This window comes from Neobacillus niacini (genome assembly GCF_036961885.1).
In the GTDB taxonomy this organism is placed as follows: domain Bacteria; phylum Bacillota; class Bacilli; order Bacillales; family Cytobacillaceae; genus Neobacillus; species Neobacillus niacini_H.
In genome coordinates, this window is record NZ_JBALNQ010000002.1 from 58,794 (window position 1) to 80,305 (window position 21,512).

At 42.9% G+C, this 21,512-nt stretch carries 26 protein-coding genes; all 26 read left to right on the plus strand.

Features of this window, described 5'->3' with window-relative positions; translation table 11 throughout:
- The first annotated feature begins 319 nt into the window (after positions 1-319).
- Entirely contained in the window at positions 320-1,585 is a 1,266-nt protein-coding gene (rho, locus tag V7124_RS01685) for a transcription termination factor Rho (protein ID WP_335415291.1), read from the plus strand.
- Between the two features lie 189 nt (positions 1,586-1,774).
- Positions 1,775-1,993, plus strand: a complete 219-nt coding sequence (gene rpmE / locus V7124_RS01690; RefSeq protein ID WP_335415293.1) for a 50S ribosomal protein L31 — start codon at positions 1,775-1,777, stop codon at positions 1,991-1,993.
- Positions 1,994-2,107: 114 nt separating this feature from the next.
- Positions 2,108-2,719 (plus strand): thymidine kinase, encoded by a 612-nt coding sequence (locus tag V7124_RS01695; protein WP_335415295.1) that lies wholly within the window; start codon positions 2,108-2,110, stop codon positions 2,717-2,719.
- A gap of 169 nt (positions 2,720-2,888) precedes the next feature.
- Complete coding sequence (locus V7124_RS01700; protein ID WP_335485291.1) at positions 2,889-3,341, plus strand: hypothetical protein; 453 nt, start codon at positions 2,889-2,891, stop codon at positions 3,339-3,341.
- 260 nt (positions 3,342-3,601) lie between these two features.
- A complete protein-coding gene (prfA, locus tag V7124_RS01705; RefSeq protein ID WP_335415301.1) occupies positions 3,602-4,675 on the plus strand; it encodes a peptide chain release factor 1 in 1,074 nt (357 codons plus the stop codon).
- A complete protein-coding gene (gene prmC / locus V7124_RS01710) occupies positions 4,668-5,513 on the plus strand; it encodes a peptide chain release factor N(5)-glutamine methyltransferase (RefSeq protein WP_335485293.1) in 846 nt (281 codons plus the stop codon). The genes prfA and prmC overlap by 8 nt, the downstream gene beginning before the upstream one ends.
- 115 nt (positions 5,514-5,628) lie before the next feature.
- Entirely contained in the window at positions 5,629-5,838 is a 210-nt protein-coding gene (locus V7124_RS01715; RefSeq protein ID WP_335485297.1) for a hypothetical protein, read from the plus strand.
- Between the two features lie 110 nt (positions 5,839-5,948).
- Positions 5,949-6,875 carry a stage II sporulation protein R gene (gene spoIIR, locus V7124_RS01720; RefSeq protein ID WP_335485300.1) on the plus strand — a complete coding sequence of 309 codons (927 nt, stop codon included), beginning with the start codon at positions 5,949-5,951 and terminating at the stop codon, positions 6,873-6,875.
- 132 nt (positions 6,876-7,007) lie between these two features.
- Positions 7,008-7,454 carry a GNAT family N-acetyltransferase gene (locus V7124_RS01725; protein WP_335485303.1) on the plus strand — a complete coding sequence of 149 codons (447 nt, stop codon included), beginning with the start codon at positions 7,008-7,010 and terminating at the stop codon, positions 7,452-7,454.
- Positions 7,455-7,628: 174 nt separating this feature from the next.
- Positions 7,629-8,672, plus strand: coding sequence for an L-threonylcarbamoyladenylate synthase (locus V7124_RS01730; protein WP_335415313.1), 1,044 nt, complete (start codon positions 7,629-7,631; stop codon positions 8,670-8,672).
- A 100-nt stretch (positions 8,673-8,772) separates the two neighbouring features.
- A complete protein-coding gene (locus tag V7124_RS01735; RefSeq protein WP_335485306.1) occupies positions 8,773-9,330 on the plus strand; it encodes a manganese efflux pump MntP in 558 nt (185 codons plus the stop codon).
- 59 nt (positions 9,331-9,389) lie between these two features.
- Positions 9,390-9,836, plus strand: coding sequence for a low molecular weight protein arginine phosphatase (locus V7124_RS01740; RefSeq protein ID WP_335485308.1), 447 nt, complete (start codon positions 9,390-9,392; stop codon positions 9,834-9,836).
- Between the two features lie 66 nt (positions 9,837-9,902).
- Positions 9,903-10,343 (plus strand): ribose 5-phosphate isomerase B, encoded by a 441-nt coding sequence (rpiB, locus tag V7124_RS01745; protein WP_335485311.1) that lies wholly within the window; start codon positions 9,903-9,905, stop codon positions 10,341-10,343.
- 7 nt (positions 10,344-10,350) lie between these two features.
- Positions 10,351-10,920 (plus strand): TIGR01440 family protein, encoded by a 570-nt coding sequence (locus tag V7124_RS01750; RefSeq protein WP_335485313.1) that lies wholly within the window; start codon positions 10,351-10,353, stop codon positions 10,918-10,920.
- A 196-nt stretch (positions 10,921-11,116) separates the two neighbouring features.
- Positions 11,117-12,358, plus strand: coding sequence for a serine hydroxymethyltransferase (glyA, locus tag V7124_RS01755; RefSeq protein ID WP_335415325.1), 1,242 nt, complete (start codon positions 11,117-11,119; stop codon positions 12,356-12,358).
- Positions 12,359-12,475: 117 nt separating this feature from the next.
- Positions 12,476-13,105 (plus strand): uracil phosphoribosyltransferase, encoded by a 630-nt coding sequence (gene upp, locus V7124_RS01760; RefSeq protein ID WP_132087761.1) that lies wholly within the window; start codon positions 12,476-12,478, stop codon positions 13,103-13,105.
- Positions 13,106-13,492: 387 nt separating this feature from the next.
- On the plus strand, positions 13,493-13,897 hold the full coding sequence (locus tag V7124_RS01765; protein WP_335485394.1) for a nuclease-related domain-containing protein: 405 nt from the start codon (positions 13,493-13,495) through the stop codon (positions 13,895-13,897).
- Between the two features lie 41 nt (positions 13,898-13,938).
- A complete protein-coding gene (locus V7124_RS01770; RefSeq protein ID WP_335485316.1) occupies positions 13,939-14,499 on the plus strand; it encodes a hypothetical protein in 561 nt (186 codons plus the stop codon).
- Positions 14,496-16,685, plus strand: a complete 2,190-nt coding sequence (locus V7124_RS01775) for a S8 family serine peptidase (protein ID WP_335485319.1) — start codon at positions 14,496-14,498, stop codon at positions 16,683-16,685. The genes V7124_RS01770 and V7124_RS01775 overlap by 4 nt, the downstream gene beginning before the upstream one ends.
- A gap of 327 nt (positions 16,686-17,012) precedes the next feature.
- Complete coding sequence (locus V7124_RS01780) at positions 17,013-17,234, plus strand: AtpZ/AtpI family protein (RefSeq protein WP_335415336.1); 222 nt, start codon at positions 17,013-17,015, stop codon at positions 17,232-17,234.
- Between the two features lie 7 nt (positions 17,235-17,241).
- Complete coding sequence (locus V7124_RS01785) at positions 17,242-17,616, plus strand: ATP synthase subunit I (protein ID WP_335415339.1); 375 nt, start codon at positions 17,242-17,244, stop codon at positions 17,614-17,616.
- A 23-nt stretch (positions 17,617-17,639) separates the two neighbouring features.
- Positions 17,640-18,350, plus strand: a complete 711-nt coding sequence (atpB, locus tag V7124_RS01790) for a F0F1 ATP synthase subunit A (RefSeq protein ID WP_335415342.1) — start codon at positions 17,640-17,642, stop codon at positions 18,348-18,350.
- Positions 18,351-18,424: 74 nt separating this feature from the next.
- The gene (gene atpE, locus V7124_RS01795) at positions 18,425-18,637 is read left to right on the plus strand and encodes a F0F1 ATP synthase subunit C (protein WP_335415344.1); all 213 of its coding nucleotides are present in this window, start codon (positions 18,425-18,427) and stop codon (positions 18,635-18,637) included.
- A gap of 168 nt (positions 18,638-18,805) precedes the next feature.
- Positions 18,806-19,330, plus strand: coding sequence for a F0F1 ATP synthase subunit B (locus V7124_RS01800; RefSeq protein WP_335415347.1), 525 nt, complete (start codon positions 18,806-18,808; stop codon positions 19,328-19,330).
- Complete coding sequence (locus V7124_RS01805; RefSeq protein WP_335415350.1) at positions 19,327-19,863, plus strand: F0F1 ATP synthase subunit delta; 537 nt, start codon at positions 19,327-19,329, stop codon at positions 19,861-19,863. Before V7124_RS01800 ends, V7124_RS01805 begins: the two co-directional genes overlap by 4 nt.
- Before the next feature lie 24 nt (positions 19,864-19,887).
- Positions 19,888-21,396: a F0F1 ATP synthase subunit alpha gene (gene atpA / locus V7124_RS01810; protein WP_335415356.1), complete on the plus strand. Its 1,509-nt coding sequence runs from the start codon at positions 19,888-19,890 to the stop codon at positions 21,394-21,396.
- Positions 21,397-21,512 lie beyond the last annotated feature (116 nt).

Genomic DNA, 21,512 nt, shown 5'->3' on the forward strand with positions numbered 1-21,512 from the left:
AGCCCGCGGAAAGCGTAGCTCCTGTAGCGCAAATCAACAGCCAATTTTAACACAGTCAAACTTTTTAAGAGACTAGAGGTTGATTCTAGTCTCTTATCTCCATGAAAAAGTTATTCTCTCCCACAGTCAGAAAATTTCCAGTTGATTAGTTTTAACCAAAAAGGGTACAATAGATAGTGTTTTAACATATAACGTATTCTGCTATTCTATTCAATTCTACTATTTCCTCTATTTTTAATGAAATCGCAAAATCCTCTATTATACGCAATGTCAACTCATATGACGGAAGTAGAGTAAAAATTTTAAAGAGTGGTGTACTATGGACTTAACAATATCCAGTTTAGAAAACATGAAGCTAAAAGAGCTTTATGAGCTTGCGCGCGAATTTAAAGTGACCTACTACAGTAAGTTATCGAAAAAAGAGCTAATTTTTGCCATCTTAAAATCACGTGCTGAACAGCAAGGTTATTTTTTTATGGAAGGCGTACTTGAAATTATTCAATCTGAAGGATTTGGATTTTTACGACCAATCAACTATTCACCAAGTTCGGAAGACATTTATATCTCGGCATCACAAATCCGTCGTTTTGATCTAAGAAATGGCGATAAAGTATCTGGTAAAGTTCGACCTCCAAAAGAAAATGAACGTTATTATGGACTTTTACATGTAGAAGCAGTTAACGGTGAAGACCCAGAATCAGCGAAGGAACGTGTTCACTTCCCAGCACTAACTCCTCTCTATCCAGATAGACATATGAAACTCGAAACCACTCCAAAATATATCTCAACAAGAATTATGGATGTAGTTGCTCCAGTTGGTTTTGGACAAAGGGGCTTAATTGTTGCGCCTCCTAAGGCAGGGAAAACGATGCTGTTAAAAGAAATCGCTAACAGCATTACTACCAACCACCCTGAAGTGGAATTAATCGTACTGTTAATCGATGAACGGCCAGAGGAAGTAACCGATATTGAACGCTCAGTAGCAGGTGATGTTGTCAGCTCGACGTTTGATGAGGTTCCGGAAAACCATATTAAAGTCGCTGAGCTTGTCCTTGACCGCGCGATGCGTTTAGTTGAGCATAAACGCGATGTTGTCATTTTGATGGATAGTATCACGCGTTTAGCTCGTGCCTATAACTTAGTCATTCCGCCAAGCGGCCGGACACTATCCGGTGGTATTGACCCAGCGGCATTCCACCGTCCGAAGCGTTTCTTCGGGGCAGCCCGAAACATTGAAGAAGGCGGCAGCTTAACCATCCTTGCTACAGCATTGGTCGATACAGGTTCACGGATGGATGACGTCATTTATGAAGAATTTAAAGGTACAGGTAATATGGAACTGCATCTTGATCGTCAGCTTGCAGAACGCCGTATTTTCCCTGCCATGGATATTCGCCGTTCCGGTACCCGGAAAGAAGAATTGCTTCTTCCAAAAGACCAACTGGACAAGCTATGGGCAATCCGAAAATCAATGTCCGACTCACCAGATTTTGCCGAACGCTTCTTGAAAAAATTAAAACAAACCAAATCAAACGAAGAGTTTTTTGCCCAGATTGGGGAAGAATTAAAGGGTAGACGGTCTTAGAAATGCGGCAAGCACCTTGCCCAGGGCGGGAGCTAAACAAATTTCTAAACCATAAAAACCCAGCTTGCCAAAATAGATACTCCTTGTTATAATGATTCCAGTGTGTTTTTAGTATTTGATGCCCGTTGATAAGATAGGCATTTATATAACTCTGTTTCGAAAGATCCAGGGCGGAAGGAGATGAAAAGAATGAAAGCAGGAATTCATCCAAATTATAAAATGATACAGGTGACTTGTGCTTGCGGAAACACTTTTGAAACTGGTTCAGTGAAGAAAGAAATTCGCGTTGAAACTTGTTCAGAATGTCACCCATTCTATACTGGTCGTCAAAAATTCGCTGAAGCTGGCGGACGTGTAGACCGTTTCAACAAAAAATACGGCCTTAAAGACCTTAACGCTCGCGAATAATTACACAAAACAGGCAAGCAGAAACTTACTTGCCTGTTTTTTATTGAATAAAACTTAATGAATGTTAAAAAAATAGAAGTTAAGGTTTCGTACATAGGAAGGAGACGCCGATTTATGTATTTAATGAAGCAACTCGGATGGGTTGAGGTTATATGCGGCAGTATGTTTTCAGGTAAATCAGAGGAATTGATTCGTCGCGTACGGCGGGCTCAATTTGCTAAACAAAAAATAGCTGTTTTCAAACCGAAAATAGACAATCGCTATAGCGAACAATCTGTAGTTTCCCATAATGGCAACTCTTTTCATGCGAAGCCGATTTCCCATTCGATTGAGATTTTGCATCATGTAGAGGCGGATATCGATATCATCGCCATTGATGAAATACAATTTTTCGACGAAGGGATCGTAAGGGTTGTTCAGCAGCTTGCTGACAGCGGACATCGGGTAGTGGCTGCCGGTCTAGATATGGATTTCCGCGGTGAACCTTTTGGGCAAATGCCAGCATTAATGGCCATTGCAGAAACAGTAACCAAACTTCAAGCTGTTTGCAGTGTATGTGGTTCACCATCAAGCCGGACACAACGCCTAATCGATGGCAGACCAGCATCCTATCATGACCCGGTCATCTTAGTTGGCGCATCAGAAGCATACGAGCCAAGATGCCGTCACCATCACGAGGTACCAAAAACAGCGCCTCGGGTGCCTGTCACCGTTTATACAGAATAGACACTTTATGCAGTGTTTTATGCAGTCGTTATTATGCAGTTATATAAATATACCAGAGCAGCCTGTGAGGATTTCTTCTTAGGCTGTTTTTTTGTTTGGTTGGTTGGAATAATCTAACTTGAACGGTTCTGCACCTCCGTGGGAATGATAGTTATAGGGGGTGCATGCGATGAAAAAGTGGATGGTTGTTTTAGTATTATCCGTTCTGATGCTGGCTGCATGTCAGAAGGGAAATGACAATACTGCCTACAATTTGCGCAACGATGTCAGTAATCCAAACTATATGTCAAACCGGAATTCTGATAACCGTCCTGATGGCAAAATGGGTACGATGTCTGACCAAAATCCAAATTTCCTCAATTTAAGAGGGACATCATTGAATGACCAGTCAAACCGAAACAATTTCGGCAGGGATATCGATATTGCCAGAGATATTGTCAATCGAACGGATAATTTTAGCTCCGATTCCATTTGGATTAACAACGCTGGTGATCGGATGACCGTAACGGTGAATCGGAGGGGGACGCTCAATGGCAAGGAACGGGATAAAGCCATCGACCGCCTGCATAAAAAACTCGAAACGGCGCTGCCTCGTTATGCAATTGAAATAAGAGAAAAATAACATGCTCTGGCAACAGGGCGTGTTTTTCGTCGATGGAATGGTTTTGTTTCGGGTTCAGAAGGATTGCTTTTCTGACAAATCAGAGACTTATGTGCCAAAATTTTATTTTATGTGCCGTTTTTGGGATTTATGAGCCAAAATTCCATTTTATGTGCCAAAACCAAAGGTTTATGTGCTATACTCCTATATTTGGTTTTGACGGGGGTTTTCACCTATACTATAATTAGAATGCTATGGACTTAAAACTAGAGGTGGTAACTGTGTTTGATCGTCTTCAATCTGTTGAAGATCGCTATGAAAGATTAAATGAACTTTTAAGCGATCCACAAATCATTAATGATACAAAAAAACTTCGTGAATATTCAAAAGAACAATCTGATATACAAGAGACCGTGCAAGCGTATCGTGAATATAAAGATGTCCGCGAACAACTAAAGGATGCCAAGGCAATGCTTGAAGAAAAGCTCGATGCCGACATGCGTGAAATGGTCAAAGAAGAAGTAAATGAGCTAGAACAGCAAGTCGAGGAACTAGAAGCAAAAATGAAGTTCCTGATGATTCCGAAGGATCCCAATGATGACAAAAACGTTATCTTTGAAATCCGCGGTGCTGCTGGCGGCGACGAAGCGGCTCTTTTTGCAGGTACGCTTTACCGCATGTACAGCCGTTATGCAGAAGCGCAGGGCTGGAAAACAGAACTGATTGACGCCAATTCAACCGGTCTTGGCGGCTACAAAGAAATCAGCTTTATGATCAATGGAAAAGGTGCCTACTCCAAATTGAAATTTGAAAATGGTGCTCATCGTGTGCAGCGTGTACCGGAAACAGAATCTGGCGGACGGATTCATACTTCAACGGCTACGGTAGTTTGCTTACCAGAGGCGGAAGAATTAGAAGTCGAAATCCATGATAAAGATATCCGTTTTGATGCGTTTGCTTCCAGCGGCGCCGGTGGACAGTCTGTTAATACAACGATGTCAGCAGTTCGTTTAACACATATTCCTACCGGAATTGTGGTTTCGATCCAGGATGAAAAATCGCAGCACAAAAACAAAGACAAAGCGATGAAGGTATTGCGTGCTCGTGTCTATGACAAGTTCCAACAGGAAGCACAGGCGGAGTTTGACCAGGTTCGTAAATCAGCGGTTGGTACCGGTGACCGTTCTGAACGTATTCGTACGTATAACTTCCCGCAAAATCGCGTAACCGACCACCGCATCGGTTTAACTCTTCAGAAACTTGATCAAATCATCGAAGGCAAGCTTGACGAAATCATCGATGCACTGACGCTAGAGGATCAAACAAGCAAGCTTGAAAGTGGTTCAGATGAGTAAAAAAGTCTACGAAGCTCTCCAATGGGCTTCTTCTTTTTTAAAAAAAGCAGGTCGTGAAGAACATGCGGGTGAGCTGTTGCTCCGTGATATCACGGGGATGTCACGGTCACAGTTGTTTGCCAATGTTCGTGAGGATTTGACGCCTTCTCAATGGGGAGTGTTTGAAACAGCCGTCCTTGAACATAGTAAGGGAACGCCAGTCCAATACATTATCGGTTTTGAGGAGTTTTATGGCCGGAAGTTTCGTGTCAATGAAGAGGTGCTGATTCCGAGACCGGAAACAGAAGAACTTGTGTATGAAACCTTGAAGCGCATCAATCAGCGAGCGTTGCGGGTTGTGGATATTGGGACGGGGAGCGGGGCGATTGCCCTCACCCTGAAGCTCGAGCAGCCTTCGTTGACGGTTTATGCTTCAGATATCGCGGAAGAATCACTAACTGTTGCCAGAGAAAATGCCAATCAACTCGGTGCTGATGTTCAATTTGTCCAAGGGGATTTATTACAGCCCTTTCGTGGTCAGAAAATCGATGTGGTCCTCTCAAATCCTCCGTATATACCGGTAAGTGACAAGGAAACGATGTCTGTCGTGGTAACGGAGCATGAACCGCACCGGGCACTGTTTGCTGGTGAGGATGGGCTTGATTTTTACCGCCGCTTTATGGTGGAGCTGCCGGAAGTAATCGCTCGGCGCGCACTGGTAGGCTTTGAAATTGGGGCCGGGCAGGGGGAGGCGGTAGCCGACCTTTTTAAAAAGGCGTTTGTGAATGTAAAGGTTGAAGTACTTAATGATATCAATGGCAAGGACCGGATGGTGTTTGCGGAAATTAATGAAGAGTGAAAAACCGCCTTATTAATTATGGCGGTTTTTTGGGTGCAGAAATAAAATTTATCTTGAATATTTAAAGGGAATTTCCTTGTTTATGTCGAAATAATAGCTGAAGGGGATGACCCAAATGAATAAAGAGGCATTGTTCAAAAAAATAAGTAATTCCAGTCGCGGTAATTTGTTTGAGGCCGAGATTCCAAAGGTAACGAAAGAAGATGAAATGGCGATTGAGGCTTGGGCCGGAGAATTAGAAAGTGAAGGAAAAATCAAGTTAAGAGAATGTATACGGCGGGAATACTCCGTATATTTACATGGAATTTTGAAGTATGTACCGTAATATTTACGGGTACATATTTTTTTTGATTAAAATCTACTTTTTAAAATTTAATAGTTTAAGATTCTTGGCATTTGTCCACAATGAGGATAGTGAAGGGACGGTGCTCAAGAATGAATAGTAAAGTGTTGGTGTGGTCTTATTTAATCATTTTATCGTTAGGAACGATATTAAATTTATATATACCTAAAACGGAAGCGATTGCGAAGGATTCGGTGGTAATTCCGGCTGAGGCCATTCGTCTGCGAATTCTAGCAAATAGTGATCATGCACAGGATCAGGAGATTAAGCGTAAGGTCCGTGATGCGGTCAATGAACAGATTACATTGTGGGTGCAGGAGTTAACCTCATTGGAAAAAGCAAAAATGGTGCTGACTTCGAAGCTGCCAGAGGTTCAAGCCATTGCTGAGAAGGTTGTGGCGGAGCAAGGGTCTACGCAGAGTGTAAAAGTGGAGTTTGGGAAGGTTCAGTTTCCGACAAAGTTATATGGTGAGTTTTTATATCCAGCTGGAGAGTACCAGGCGATCTTGATTACACTGGGTGAGGGGACAGGCGCTAATTGGTGGTGCGTACTGTACCCGCCATTATGTTTTCTTGATTTTTCAAATGGGATAGCGGTTCAAAGTGATGGCTTTGAAGATAAGGCGTATGCCGCAGAGGATGAAGATTTAGAAAGTGATACAGTCGCAGCGGAAGAAGGTGCCGCTGCAGCGAGGAATAAAAATGTAGAGAAAGATGTGAATAGTAGTAAGAAGAAGGTTGTGGAGGAAGCTGCGAGTGCTAGTAAGAAGAAGGTTGTAGAAGAGGTTGGGGTTGCTAGTAAGAAAAAGGGTGTAGAAGAAGTTGCGGTTGCTAGTAAGAAGAAGGTTGTAGAGGAAGTTGTGGTTGCAAGTAAGAAGAATGCGGTAGAAGGGACAGAGGATGTTCAGGTAGAAGTGGTGAAGCAAACAAAAGAAGCTCCCGTGTATACTTCCGAGGATGAAGAACCGGTTAAAGTGAAGTTCTTCGTGGTTGAGATGTTTGAGAGTATTTTTAGATAATCTAGTAAGAACCAGTCGAAAAAATGGGCTGGTTTTTATTATTTTAAAACTTTTACTAGATTTCCTATGTATTTTGTTCTAGTCCTCTCATTTTTTCATAGAATAGACTATTAAATTAATGAGGTGGTTGGGATGCAAGCACTAATTCGTTGCGCGAACAAAGAGGATTTGAACACGTTGAGAGAGTTTCTTACGAGGGCGAAGCTTGGGGTAGATGGTCTGACAGTGGAAACGGTAGAGTACTTTTTATTGCTTGAGGATGAGGATGGTGCGATCAAGGGTACACTGGGAATGGAGGCATTTGCGGCGTATGGCTTATTGCGTTCTTTGGTCGTTTCGCCGGGACAGGCGGAAAAGGATATTGTTCTGCTGATAACCCAAATGATGCAATTAGCGAAAGAAAAAGGAATGAGAAGTTTGTTTTTGGCTACAAATAAAGGGGTGGCATTGCCGTTCTTTGAATTGCTGGGTTTTGAGAAGGTAGGACGGGACCAATTGCCTGTAGAACTATATTCCTTAGAACACATTAAACACGTATTTAATGTGGATAACTCGTTATTTTTGAAATTTTCACTATAATTGTGGATTAATCCACAAAGTTATCCACTTTTCCATGATAGTTATGCACAATTTGTGGATAAAGGGTTGTGTTTATCCCCGTCATCTTTTATACTTTCAAAAGTAATATGAGACAAAAAGCCTAAATTCGGCAAATTTCGATAACATTTGCGCTTTCAAAAAAGGTGGATAAATATGAACACAAAAGTGTGGAAAGTGGATAAACATGTGGATAACCTTGAAAATAATCCACAGGTCGTGGATGCGGCTCATTTTTTAACAGAAAATGAAGTGGTGGCACTGCCAACTGAAACGGTATATGGACTAGGTGGAAATGCGAAAAGCGATATGGCGGTGGAAAAAATCTTCGCTGCGAAAGGCAGACCGAGTGATAATCCACTGATTATCCACATTGCGGATAAAAAGCAAATTCATTCCTTCGTTACGGAGATCCCTGAAAAGGCTGAAATCCTAATGGACAGGTTTTGGCCAGGACCATTGACGATTATTTTTAAAAAGAAAACTGGGGTTTTGTCGGATAAAGCTACTGCTGGCCTAGATACAGTCGCGGTCAGGATGCCGGATCATCCTGTGGCATTGGCGCTATTGAAAAAATGCCAGCTGCCGATTGCCGCCCCGAGTGCAAATAGTTCTGGGAAGCCAAGCCCGACTAATGCACAGCATGTCATCGATGATTTGAATGGAAAAATTGCCGGTGTGCTGGACGGCGGCGCGACTGGTGTTGGAGTGGAGTCGACGGTTCTTGATTGTACGGAAGAAATTCCCGTTATTTTAAGACCGGGCGGTGTTACAAAGGAACAGCTTGAAGCTGTCATCGGTGAGGTTCAATTGGATGCGGCATTGAGCGACGAAACTTCTAAGCCGAAGGCTCCGGGGATGAAGTATCAGCATTATGCTCCGAACGCACCGCTCTATTTAGTAAATGGAAGCCAATCTTTTCTGCAGCATTTAATAGAAGAAAAGCAGGTGGAAGGGCTACGGGTTGGCGTGCTCGCAACAGAAGAAAGTGTGGAGTCCTATCAAGCGGATGTTGTGATTGCGTGTGGAAAAAGGGCTGAGCTGGAAAGTGTTGCCACAGCGCTGTATGAAACATTACGAAACTTTAATCAGGAAAGTGTCGATATTATTTTTAGTGAAATGTTCCCGACTTCTGGTGTGGGCCATGCGATCATGAATCGCTTGCAAAAGGCAGCTGGAAATAAAATGATTGATGAATAAATACCAGGTTCTCCTTGATGGGAGGGCTTTTTTTTGACTTCTAAACTTTATTGGACGTGCATATGTTAAATCAGGGCAAGTCCGAGGGGGTTGAGGTCACGTGTACGGAATGATTGGAGAAATAGTAACGCTGTTAATAATGGCGTTTGCACTTGGAATGGATGCCTTTTCTGTTGGGTTGGGCATGGGCATGTTTAAGTTAAGATTGCGGCAAATTTTTAAAATAGGGATTACGATTGGTTTATTTCATGTGTGGATGCCGCTTGTCGGCATGCTTGCCGGTAGATTTTTGTCAGATAAGTTTGGAGCGTTTGCGTCAGTCGTCGGTGGCCTGCTCCTGATCGTGCTCGGGGTGCAAATGATATGGTCAAGCCTGCGCAAAAGCGAGGAACCGGTGATGACACCGGTCGGATTCGGGTTAATCATCTTTGCTACAAGTGTGAGTCTTGATAGTTTTTCACTTGGACTAACATTAGGGATATATGGGGCAAAAACCTTATTGGTGATTATTTGCTTTGGTGTAGTGGCAACCGTGTTAACCTGGGCCGGATTGCTGCTGGGCAGAAAAGCACAAGGCTGGGTTGGCTCGTATAGCGAAGCGCTTGGCGGCAGTATTCTGTTAGCGTTTGGAATAAAATTACTTTATCCCTTTTTATAATTTTTTCAATTAAGATAGAGAAATGATAAAATGATACATATCGAAAGGAGGCTGGCAGCTTGCAACGCATTTTGTTTGTTTGTACAGGAAACACTTGTAGGAGTCCAATGGCGGAGGCAATTTTAAAAAGTAAAAAGATTAACGGTTTTGAAGTGAAGTCCGCGGGAATTTATGCAGCAACGGGTAGTGAGGCATCTGCTCACGCCAAAAAGGTGCTTGCTGACCATCAGATTGATCATCATCATTCCTCGAATTTGCTAGCTGGTGAATCTGTTCAATGGGCGGATTTAATCTTAACGATGACGGGCGCACATAAGAATGCGATCCTTCACCAATTTTCTGAGACGGCAGGAAAGGTGTTCACGTTAAAGGAATTTACAGGTGAGCAATATGATGTGGATGTGGTCGACCCTTATGGCGGCAGCGTGGCGATCTATCAGGAAACCTATCAGGAGCTGGATCGTTTGATTACGAAGGCAATTGAAAAAATACAAAGCTCTCAGTGATGAGGGCTTTATATTTTTTTTAGGGTATGTCAATATTAAGGAAGGATGAATAGGGAGGTTTTTTATATGAAAGTTGCATTAGCTTCGGATCATGGCGGAGTCAATCTTCGTAAGGAAGTCGCTAGACTAATGGACGCGCTTGGCATCGAATATCAGGATTTCGGCTGTGAATGTGAAGGGTCTGTTGATTATCCAGATTATGCACTGCCGGTTGCCAAAAAGGTGGCAAGCGGTGAATTTGACCGTGGGATTTTGATTTGTGGAACAGGAATTGGCATGAGCATTGCAGCGAATAAAGTGAAGGGAATTCGCTGTGCGCTTGTTCACGATACTTTTAGTGCAAAAGCAACACGTGCACACAATGACACCAATATTCTCGCAATGGGTGAGCGTGTCATTGGTCCAGGGCTGGCACGGGATATTGCCCAGATTTGGTTGACTGAGGAATTTGAAGGCGGCCGTCATGCCGCGCGTGTTGGAAAAATCAGCGCTTACGAGCAGGAGTAGGTTGAGGATGATGATTCAAGTATGGGAAAAAGAACTTGAAACGATTCTTTCGGAATTCCAGAACCAGGCTTCTTTACAGCCTGGCCAGCTCATGGTGGTCGGCTGCAGCACAAGTGAGGTAATAGGTGAGAAAATCGGAACATCGGGAAGTGTTGAGGTAGCGGAAATGATTTTTCGCAGGTTAAGCCAATTTGCGCAAGGTGCGGGTGTCAGTTTGGCGTTCCAATGCTGTGAACACTTAAACCGGGCGTTAGTGGTTGAAAAATCAGTGGCGGTTGCCAGAAGCTTAGACGAGGTATCCGTCGTTCCGGTTCGAACTGCAGGCGGAGCGATGGCAACGTATGCGTTTGAAAAATTGGCGGATGGAGTTGTCGTTGAATTTTTGAAAGCAGATGCTGGAATTGATATTGGTCTTACTCTTATTGGAATGCACTTAAAACATGTGGCCGTGCCGATCAGAGTCGGGCAGAAAAAGGTCGGACATGCCTATGTAACCTTAGCGAAATCACGCCCGAAATTAATTGGCGGTGCGCGAGCCGTCTATGAAAGAACAGCGGGAAATTCGAGTTGTAGTTAATTGAAATACGAATGATATTTATTTTTTTAATAGTAATGTTCGTGATTGACGGGATTTACCTGTTGATGATTAAGATAAAATAAATGAAAGGGGGATTTTCGATAATCTCCCTTTCTCTTTTAGAGAGAAACATGTTATTATATAGAGGGAATTTTCAAAAAGTTATTTTTGGTTTATACATACAGGGGGGATTACCATGAAGCATTTGTCGAGTCAGGACAAGCAGGTATTTGAAGCGATTCAACAGGAATTAGGCCGCCAGCGCGGGAAAATTGAATTAATTGCCTCAGAAAACTTTGTGAGTGAAGCGGTTATGGAAGCACAGGGATCTGTATTAACAAACAAATATGCAGAAGGCTATCCAGGCCGTCGTTATTATGGCGGTTGTGAATATGTCGATATAGTTGAAGACCTTGCTCGCGAGCGTGCGAAAGAAATTTTTGGTGCGGAGTATGTTAACGTTCAGCCGCACTCAGGGGCGCAGGCGAACATGGCCGTTTACTTTACGGTGCTTGAACAAGGCGACACTGTGCTTGGGATGAACCTTTCACATGGCGGCCACTTAACACACGGCAGCCCAGTCAACTTTAGCGGTGTTCAATATAATTTTGTTGAGTATGGTGTTGATGAAACGACACATCGCATCAATTATGATGATGTGTTAGCAAAAGCGCGTGAACATAAGCCGAAAATGATTGTCGCAGGTGCAAGTGCGTATCCTCGTGCCATTGATTTTGCGAAATTCCGTGAGATTGCCGATGAGGTTGGCGCTTATTTAATGGTCGATATGGCGCATATTGCCGGGCTTGTGGCGGCTGGTCTTCACCAAAATCCAGTTCCTTACGCTGACTTTGTTACCACGACTACACATAAAACCCTACGTGGTCCTCGAGGCGGAATGATTTTATGTAAAGAGGAATATGGTAAGAAAATCGATAAGTCCATTTTCCCTGGTATCCAAGGCGGACCGCTTATGCATGTGATTGCTGCGAAAGCTGTGGCTTTTGGTGAGGTGCTTGAGGATAGCTTTAAAGATTATGCTGGTCTCATTATTGCGAATGCAAAGCGATTAGCAGAAGGCTTGGAACAGGAAGGAATCAAGTTAGTTTCTGGCGGTACAGATAACCACTTGCTGCTATTAGATATGCAGACTCTTGGTTTAACAGGTAAGGTTGCCGAAAAAGTTCTTGATGAAGTGGGCATTACAGTAAACAAAAATACTATCCCATTTGATCCGCAAAGTCCATTTGTAACAAGCGGTATTCGCATAGGAACGGCGGCTGTTACAAGCCGTGGCTTTGGTTTGGAAGAAATGGATGAAATTGCGTCCATTATTGCCTTTACCTTGAAAAATCATGAAGATGAAGAAAAATTGCAGGAAGCGGCTGTCCGCGTGGCGGCATTAACGGGTAAATTTACCCTTTATCCGGAATATTAAACATCTGTGGAATCGGCTCGCGACTTTGGGGCCGGTTTCTTTTTTATGTATGTTGCTCATTGTAGTTTTTTTCTGTAAAATGAGACGGAGTTAAATTTACGAAAAGGGGCGATCATTGTGGCAAAGGTATACGTCTTCGACCATCCACTTATTCAGCACAAGCTTACATACATACGTGATAAAAACACGGGGACGAAAGAGTTCCGTGAATTGGTAGACGAAGTTGCAACATTAATGGCATTTGAAATTACTAGGGATATGTCACTGGAAGACATCGAAATTGAGACGCCAGTCTGCCCGACAAAGTCGAAAGTTCTTTCAGGAAAAAAAATCGGGATCGTGCCAATCTTGCGTGCAGGAATCGGCATGGTTGATGGTGTCTTGAAGTTAATCCCAGCTGCCAAGGTTGGACATATTGGTTTATACCGTGACCCAGAAACATTACTGCCCGTGGAATACTATATTAAGCTGCCAAGTGACGTGGAAGAACGCGAATTCATCGTCGTGGATCCGATGCTTGCAACTGGCGGTTCTGCCAATGTGGCGATCGATAGTTTGAAAAAGCGAGGCGCGAAACATATTAAGTTTATGTGTTTGATTGCGGCACCAGAAGGCGTGGAGGCGGTTAAGGCTGCCCATCCTGATGTGGACATCTATATTGCGGCATTAGATGAAAAGCTGAATGACCATGGATATATTGTGCCAGGACTCGGCGATGCCGGAGATCGGTTGTTTGGGACGAAATAAGGGTTTTTGGTTGGTGAGCTGAGTAGACTATTGTTTACTTGGCTTTTTTTGTTGTGGTTTTTTTGGTTTTTTTCCAAATATTGTATAATTGAGATTATTCAGTTGCAATTCATTGGTGATATTCCCAAATATTGTCTAATTTGGCTTTTTTTCATTGCGACTTGTTGTTGTGCTTTTTCCATATATTGTCTAAATGTCCAAAAGGTGCCCGAAAATGTCCAAAACCCATACAAAAGTGTTCAAAACCCCCATAAAAATGTCCAAAACTTTTTTCTGAAAATTCCCCTCCCCAATCGTTCATCGAATCTCCTTATTTTTCCAAAGGAATTCGACATTTTATCCAGAATTTAGACAGTAACTTACAAAAGAGGTGATGGTTACGTGATTATGTTGGAATTGATCGTTCCAGTTCAGGCGGAACAATGTATAGCTTTACTAAGAAGGATGCCAAAAAACCACCCGGTACGGCCAATTGTAGAAAAAGATCTGCGTCTGTGGCTGAAAGGGTATTATGGAGAACGGAATGTGGCGTATCATCTGTCATTTTTGCCAGAAGACGAATATTACATTTTTCATGGGTTGCGTTTGAAGGATAAAAAGTTTTTCCAAATGGATGTACTGTTGATTTCCTCCAAATTTGCCTTAATCATTGAAGTGAAAAATATTTCAGGTACCTTGAAATTTAAAAAAGGATCAAACCTGATGACAAGGGAACTTAATAACCTGGAAGAAGGCATGGATATCCCATTCAACAGGTCAAAAGGCATCATCTCCAATTTAGTAATTGGTTGAGGTTTCACCACTTCAAGGGAATACCGGTCGAGCACCTAGTGGTGATTAGTAAAACATCGACGATTCTGGAAACAAGCCCGGATAACCTGCAAATTTTTCAAAAGTTGATTTATGCTGAATCCTTACTTGATAAAATCCAAGAATTAGAAGGAAAGTATTCAAAGCCTCGAATCACCAAAAAGACACTAACTCAATTGTCAGATACCCTATTAACAGAGCACAGTATCGAAATTCCTGATGTCCTCCAAAAATATAATCTTTCCCACTCTGATATCCTACCCGGCGTTCAATGCCCGAACTGCAACAAATTTGAGATGGAGTACATATCAGCTAGTTGGCGCTGCAGTATATGTAAATTCACCGCCAAGAAAGCCCATCTGCCAGCTATTAACGATTATTTTCTGATCGTGAATCAGTCAATTACAAGGAGACAACTTGCTAAATTTCTGAAAATGGAGCCGATGAAAGCGAGGAATATCCTTCACACAATCAAGCTCCCCTCCACCGGCATCAAACGCGGCGCCAAATACTTTCTCCCAAAAAACTGCATATTTTCCCCTCATGATGAAAATAGTATGGAAAAAGGGGGATTTTTTACATGAAAAAATGGACACTACTATTCGTACTGATTTTCTCCCTGCAAACGACAACTTCAGCGAGGTCACTTGAGACCCCTCCGATCCCAAAAGAACGGATTACGATTGTGGTGTTGGAAAGCCCCCAATCCCCTCAGGATATTCAACAAATCATCAAACCCTATAAAGACATACACGTAAGGCATGTTTTTCAAGAAGCAATTTACGGATTCTCCGTCGAAGGAAATCCTGAATCGATTGAAAAACTAGCCCAACAGAATAGCAAACAAATCATTAGTGTGTCACCCGTGAACGAATACAAGGTGCAAACCGAAGAAAGTGTCAAGATTATTGGCGGTGAAGAGATACGCGGGTACTTTGATAAAAAAAATCGTCGCTTAACGGGCAAAGGGGTTACAGTCGGGGTTATCGATACGGGAGTCGACTACACCCATCCTGATCTGCGAAGAAATTTTGCAGGCGGCCGTGATCTCGTCGATAACGATACCGACCCAATGGAAACAAAAATCCTTGGACGAGCAACGGTTCATGGCACCCATGTAGCTGGAATTATTGCGGCGAATGGAAAGCTGAAGGGGGTGGCTCCAGATGCTAAAATCCTTGCTTATCGTGCGCTCGGACCTGGAGGAGGAGGTACAACGGAGAATGTGCTTGCCGCCATTGAGCAAGCGATTAAGGATAAAGTGGATATTATGAATCTATCGCTTGGAAATGATATCAATGGGCCGGATTTGCCCATCAGCCTGGCGTTAAACAGAGCAGTTGAAAAGGGGATTGTCGCCATTGCGGCTTCAGGAAATTCGGGACCGAATGTATGGACTGTTGGATCCCCGGGGACAGCCTCAAAGGCTATTTCTGTTGGCGCTTCGACACCCACGATTGACATCCCCTACTTACTAATAGAAGGAATGCGGGATAAAATTCGGATTCAACCGCTGGAAGGCTCCGGTAGTTGGAACCTCGACCGATCGCTGTCAATCGCAGATGGCGGGCAAGGAACAAAAGCGGAATTAAAGGAGGTAATGGGAAAAATCGCTCTAATTAAAAGAGGAAAATTAACGTTTTCGGAAAAAGCAAAAAACGCCCGTGATGCTGGAGCGAAAGCGGTGATCATTTACAATAACTTGAGCGGAGGCTTCATGGGCAATCTTGAAGCGCCGATGGATATTCCAGTCGGGTCCGTCACCAAAAAGGAAGGTGAACGTTTAAAAAGTAAACCTGAAACCTTAGTGAAAACCTCTGTCAGCCAGGAGAAGGATTTGCTTGCGGACTTCAGCTCGAGAGGACCGGTGACAGACACGTGGGAAGTAAAGCCTGATATTGTTGCACCTGGGGTGGCGATAAATTCGACGATCCCAGGCGGATATCTTTCTCTCCAAGGAACAAGTATGGCAGCGCCGCATGTGGCTGGGGCCTGTGCCCTTATTAAGCAGGCACATCCGGAATGGTCACCAGAACAAATTAAGGCAGCCCTCATGAATACAGCAAAACCGTTATTAAAAAATGGAAAACCGTATCGTACTTATGAGCAGGGAGCGGGGAGAATTCAGGTTACCGAAGCGGTGAAAGCAACGTCACTCGTTACCCCAAGTTCCTTGCGATTTGGCAAGTATGAAACAGAAGGGGATATTCACAAAGCTTTTTTACATGTTGAAAATCAAAGTGAAACAGCAGTGCGCTATACCTTCGACATTCCGAAGAATACAGAGGGTTTGAAATGGCGGTTTCCGCTCGCATTTACGCTTGATCCGAAACAGGCTCGAGAAGTTAAACTTGAATTAGAGGTGGATCCCGCACAATTGAAGGGGAAAATACATGATGGGTATCTTACCATTCATGCCGGTTCCAATCCGATTCAAATTCCTTACATCTATGTCCTGGAGGAACCGAATTACCCAAGGGTCATGGGATTTGACTTCAAGGATGGTGACGCGCCGGGAACGTATCGTTATGAGGTTTACCTGCCGGGAGGGGCAGAGGAATTTGGAATTGCCCTTTTCCATCCAGAAGATTTCCGATTTGTTGGCTTTTTGGACACCCATCACAATGTGAAAAAAGGATTAATCAGCGAAGTGATAACGGCAGAAAATCTTCCTCCTGAAGGCACTTATCTTGCAAAGGTCTTTGCGAAAAAGGCAGGAAAAGAGGATTTTATTGAAACGATGCTTGTAATTGGTGCAGGGGTTCAATAATAACAAGGGTGGTGCGGAAAAATCATGTACCACCCACAAACAACATGTTCACAAAATGGTCACAATTACAGGTAAAATGCAGCTGGGTTTTACACTACAATTATAGTGTAAATTAAACTTCAAAATGGAAGAATTTACGCAGTATAGATTGTGGGTATTTTCACGTAAATCCATTGACATTGCAGAATCGCTATTGTATGCTAACAAAGGATGTAAATTGAGAGGGTTTTCATAATTTTTGACAATTCTCGCAATTCCTATATATCTTCCTTTTTGTACATACCTCGATTTTTTGATTGTATTCTCTTATGGTGAGGATGCGATAGTATGCGTAATGAAAACCGCAATCCGTTTCAAGCTTATGCTTTAATGACTGCCATCCTAGCGTCCTTGGTTGGATCCATTCTTATCGGTATCTTTTCAGGCAGATGGCTGGATAAGCAGTGGGGAACAGAGCCAATTTTCTTAATAATTGGTCTATTTTTAGGTTTAGCGGCTGGTATTTACTCAATGCTCGTTACAATTCGCAAGTTTTATTCAGGAGATTAAACCAACCATGCCAGAATTTCAAACGATGTTCGCACGACAGCGAAAATGGATGTTTTTTTTATTGTCTTTTTATGTGCTTGGTTGGGGGTTCACTACTTATCAATCAATCTTTCTTGGATTGATTCTTGGGACAAGTTTGAGCCTCTTTAATTTGTGGTTGATGGCGCGAAAAATTGACAAATTTGGCCAAGCAGCCGCAGAAGGAAGAACAGTTCGTTCACTTGGATCATTTTCACGGATGGCGACCGGCGCCCTAGCGATTGTCATCACATTGAGATATCCAGAGCAGTTTCATATCATTAGTGTGGTTATAGGATTAATGACATCCTACATTGTCATTATGATAGATTTTTTTATGCACAATTTCTTTTTACATAAATAGCGGGGGAAGCGAGGTGAATACTGTTGCATCACGAAGCTCCAATAGTTACGTTTCTTGGGCTCCAATTTAATTTGGCTAACATTTTAACGATTACGGTTGCAAGTGTAATTGTTTTGTTGATTGCCATCCTATCTACTCGTAAGCTGGCCATGAAGCCAACTGGAATACAGAATTTCATGGAATGGGTTATGGATTTTGTTAAGAACATCATTAACAGTACGATGGATTGGAAAGATGGCGGACGATTTCATGTACTTGGAATCACCATCATCATGTATATTTTTGTAGCAAACATGCTGGGACTTCCTTTTTCAGTCGTTGTTGACGGAGTGCTTTGGTGGAAATCACCAACTGCCGATCCGGCTGTAACATTGACATTGGCGACATTGGTTGTGGGACTATCCCATTATTATGGCGTCAAATTGAAAGGAGCAAAAGCTTACGGGAAAGAATTCTTCAAGCCGTTCTGGTTTATGTTCCCGATTAAAATTATTGAAGAGTTTGCGAATACTCTGACGTTGGGTCTCCGACTTTACGGTAACATTTACGCAGGGGAAATTTTATTAGGATTACTCGCAGCCGGACTAGCAACCGGAGTGGGCGGAACAATCGCCGCTGTCATTCCAATGTTAGCATGGCAAGGCTTCTCGGTCTTTATTGGCGCAATTCAATCATTTATATTCTGTATGTTAACAATGGTGTACTTAGCCCACAAAGTGAGCAGCGACCATTAAGATAAACCTGTTCAATTTTTTGAACAAAGAAATAAGAATTTATTTTTTCATACACTAAAGGAGGAAATTTTCAAATGGGTCTTATAGCAGCAGCAATTGCAATTGGTTTCGCAGCACTAGGTGCAGGTATTGGTAACGGTCTTATCGTATCAAAAACAGTAGAAGGTATCGCTCGTCAACCAGAAGCTCGCGGTATGCTTCAAACTACAATGTTCATCGGGGTTGCGTTAGTTGAGGCGATTCCTATCATCGCGGTTGTTATCGCGTTCATGGTTCAAGGTCAATAATCGAACGCGGCAAAAGCCTGCGTTTTAACTAGATGGCGAAGATCATTCGTGAGAACCTTCGCCATTCGTTTATGTTCATTATTTTTCATAAACGATTGATTTCGACAATTATTTCGACTGATATAAAGGTTGTTTTAAAGGAAAGACCTTGAAAGGAGTGAACCCGCCGTGTTAACAAATAGTTTTGTATTAGGGTCAGCGGCCAATACAGGCGTGATGTGGGGAGATATTCTTTTCCAACTTGTCATATTCATCGTCTTAATGGCATTGCTGAAGCATTTCGCATGGGGTCCATTAATGGGCATCATGAAACAACGTGAAGACCATGTAGCTGGCGAAATTTCAGCTGCAGAACAAAGTCGCGTTGAAGCAAAGAAGATATTAGAAGAGCAACGCTCTCTATTAAAAGAAGCTCGTTCCGAAGCGCAAGTTCTAATCGAAAATGCGAAAAAGCAAGGCGACATCCAGCGTGATGAGATTATCACGGTTGCTCGCAACGAAGCAGAGCGCATTAAAGAATCAGCGAAGCTTGAAATTGAGCAGCAGAAAGAAAAAGCGGTTGCCGCTATTCGTGAACAAGTTGCTTCCCTGTCTGTATTAATTGCTTCTAAAGTAATTGAAAAGGAATTAAATGCAGCAGACCAAGATAAACTCATTAACGATTATATTCAAGAGGCAGGAGATCAGCGATGAGCAACTCCATGGTAGCAAGACGCTACGCGTTGGCTCTTTTTCAAATCGCAAAAGAACAGCAGCTTCTTGGAGTAATAGAAGAAGAACTTCGTGTAGTGAAGGAAGTTATTGTCTATAATACCGATCTAAAAGCCGTTTTAAAGTCTTCAAAGCTTACAATTGAAAGAAAAAAAGAGATTTTAAAAGCCGCTTTTGTATCCGTTAATCCATATGTACTAAACACACTATTGATCTTAATCGATCGCCATCGCGAAGACGAGATCGTTGAAGTAGCGAATCAATTCTTTGAACTCGCCAATGAGGAATCAGGAATTGCTGAAGCTCAAGTTTTCAGTACGCGTGAGCTTTCAGAAGCAGAACGCGACGCCATCTCTGCAACATTTGCAGCGAAAGTTGGCAAGAAAACACTAAGAATTGAAAATATCGTGGATTCCGAATTGCTCGGCGGCATTAAGCTCCGAATTGGAAACCGTATATACGACGGATCTTTGCGCGGAAAGCTAGACCGTTTAGAACGTAAATTGTTAAGTTAAGTATCGTAGATAGGGGTGAAACTCATGAGCATCAAAGCTGAAGAAATTAGTGCCCTGATAAAACAGCAAATCGAGAATTATCAGGCTGAAATTCAAGTGAGTGATGTCGGTACAGTTATCTCCATTGGTGACGGTATCGCACGTGTTCATGGCCTCGACAATGTCATGGCTGGTGAACTAGTTGAATTTTCAAACGGCGTTATGGGTATGGCTCAAAACCTTGAAGCCAATAACGTTGGTATTATTATTCTTGGACCTTACACGGAGATTAAAGAAGGTGACGAGGTTCGTCGTACAGGACGCATCATGGAGGTTCCAGTAGGTGAGGAACTTATTGGTCGTGTTGTAAACTCTTTAGGACAACCCGTTGATGGTATGGGTCCAATCAATACTACAAAAACTCGCCCTGTTGAAGCAGTAGCTTCAGGCGTTATGGCTCGTAAATCCGTTCATGAGCCATTACAAACAGGTATTAAAGCGATTGACGCGCTTGTTCCAATCGGACGCGGTCAACGTGAGTTAATTATCGGTGACCGTCAAACAGGTAAAACATCTGTGGCCATCGATACAATCATCAACCAAAAAGGTCAAGACATGATCTGTATCTATGTTGCAATTGGCCAAAAGGAATCCACTGTACGTGGTGCAGTAGAAACCCTTCGTAAGTATGGTGCGTTAGACTATTCAATCGTTGTAACAGCATCTGCTTCACAACCAGCTCCACTATTATTCTTAGCTCCATATGCAGGTGTTGCAATGGCGGAAGAATTTATGTATGCTGGCAAGCACGTATTAATCGTATATGATGACTTATCTAAACAAGCGGCTGCATACCGTGAGCTTTCCCTATTACTTCGTCGTCCTCCAGGTCGTGAAGCATATCCAGGGGATGTATTCTACTTGCACTCCCGCTTACTTGAGCGTGCAGCGAAGTTGAACGACACACTAGGTGCTGGTTCAATCACTGCATTGCCATTTATTGAAACACAAGCAGGTGACGTTTCTGCTTATATCCCAACTAACGTTATCTCCATCACAGATGGACAAATTTTCTTACAATCAGACCTTTTCTTTTCCGGTGTACGTCCAGCGATCAACGCAGGTCTTTCCGTTTCTCGTGTAGGTGGATCCGCGCAAATCAAGGCTATGAAGAGTGTAGCAGGTACACTGCGTCTTGACCTTGCATCATACCGTGAGCTAGAAGCATTTGCTCAGTTTGGTTCTGACCTTGATAAAGCAACACTTGCAAAACTTAATCGTGGAGCACGTACGGTTGAGGTTCTTAAACAGGATATCCATAAGCCGCTTTCTGTTGAGAAGCAAGTGGCAATCCTTTACGCATTAACACGCGGTTTCCTTGATGATATTCCATTAGCGGACATCCGTCGTTTTGAATCAGAATTCCATAATTGGTTAGACCACAATCGCAAAGACTTGTTAGACCATATTAAAAATACGAAGGTTCTTCCTTCTGATGAAGATATGGCTGCTGCACTAAACGCCTTCAAAAAGACGTTCGCAGTTTCCGAATAAGTAGGGTCTGACAATAATGATGGCGGAGGCGGTTGGTAAAAGGGAAACAGGCACTACAAAAGCGTGCCTGTCACCCTTTTTCCACCATCTGAGCCAAACTTTGTATGAGGGTGGTG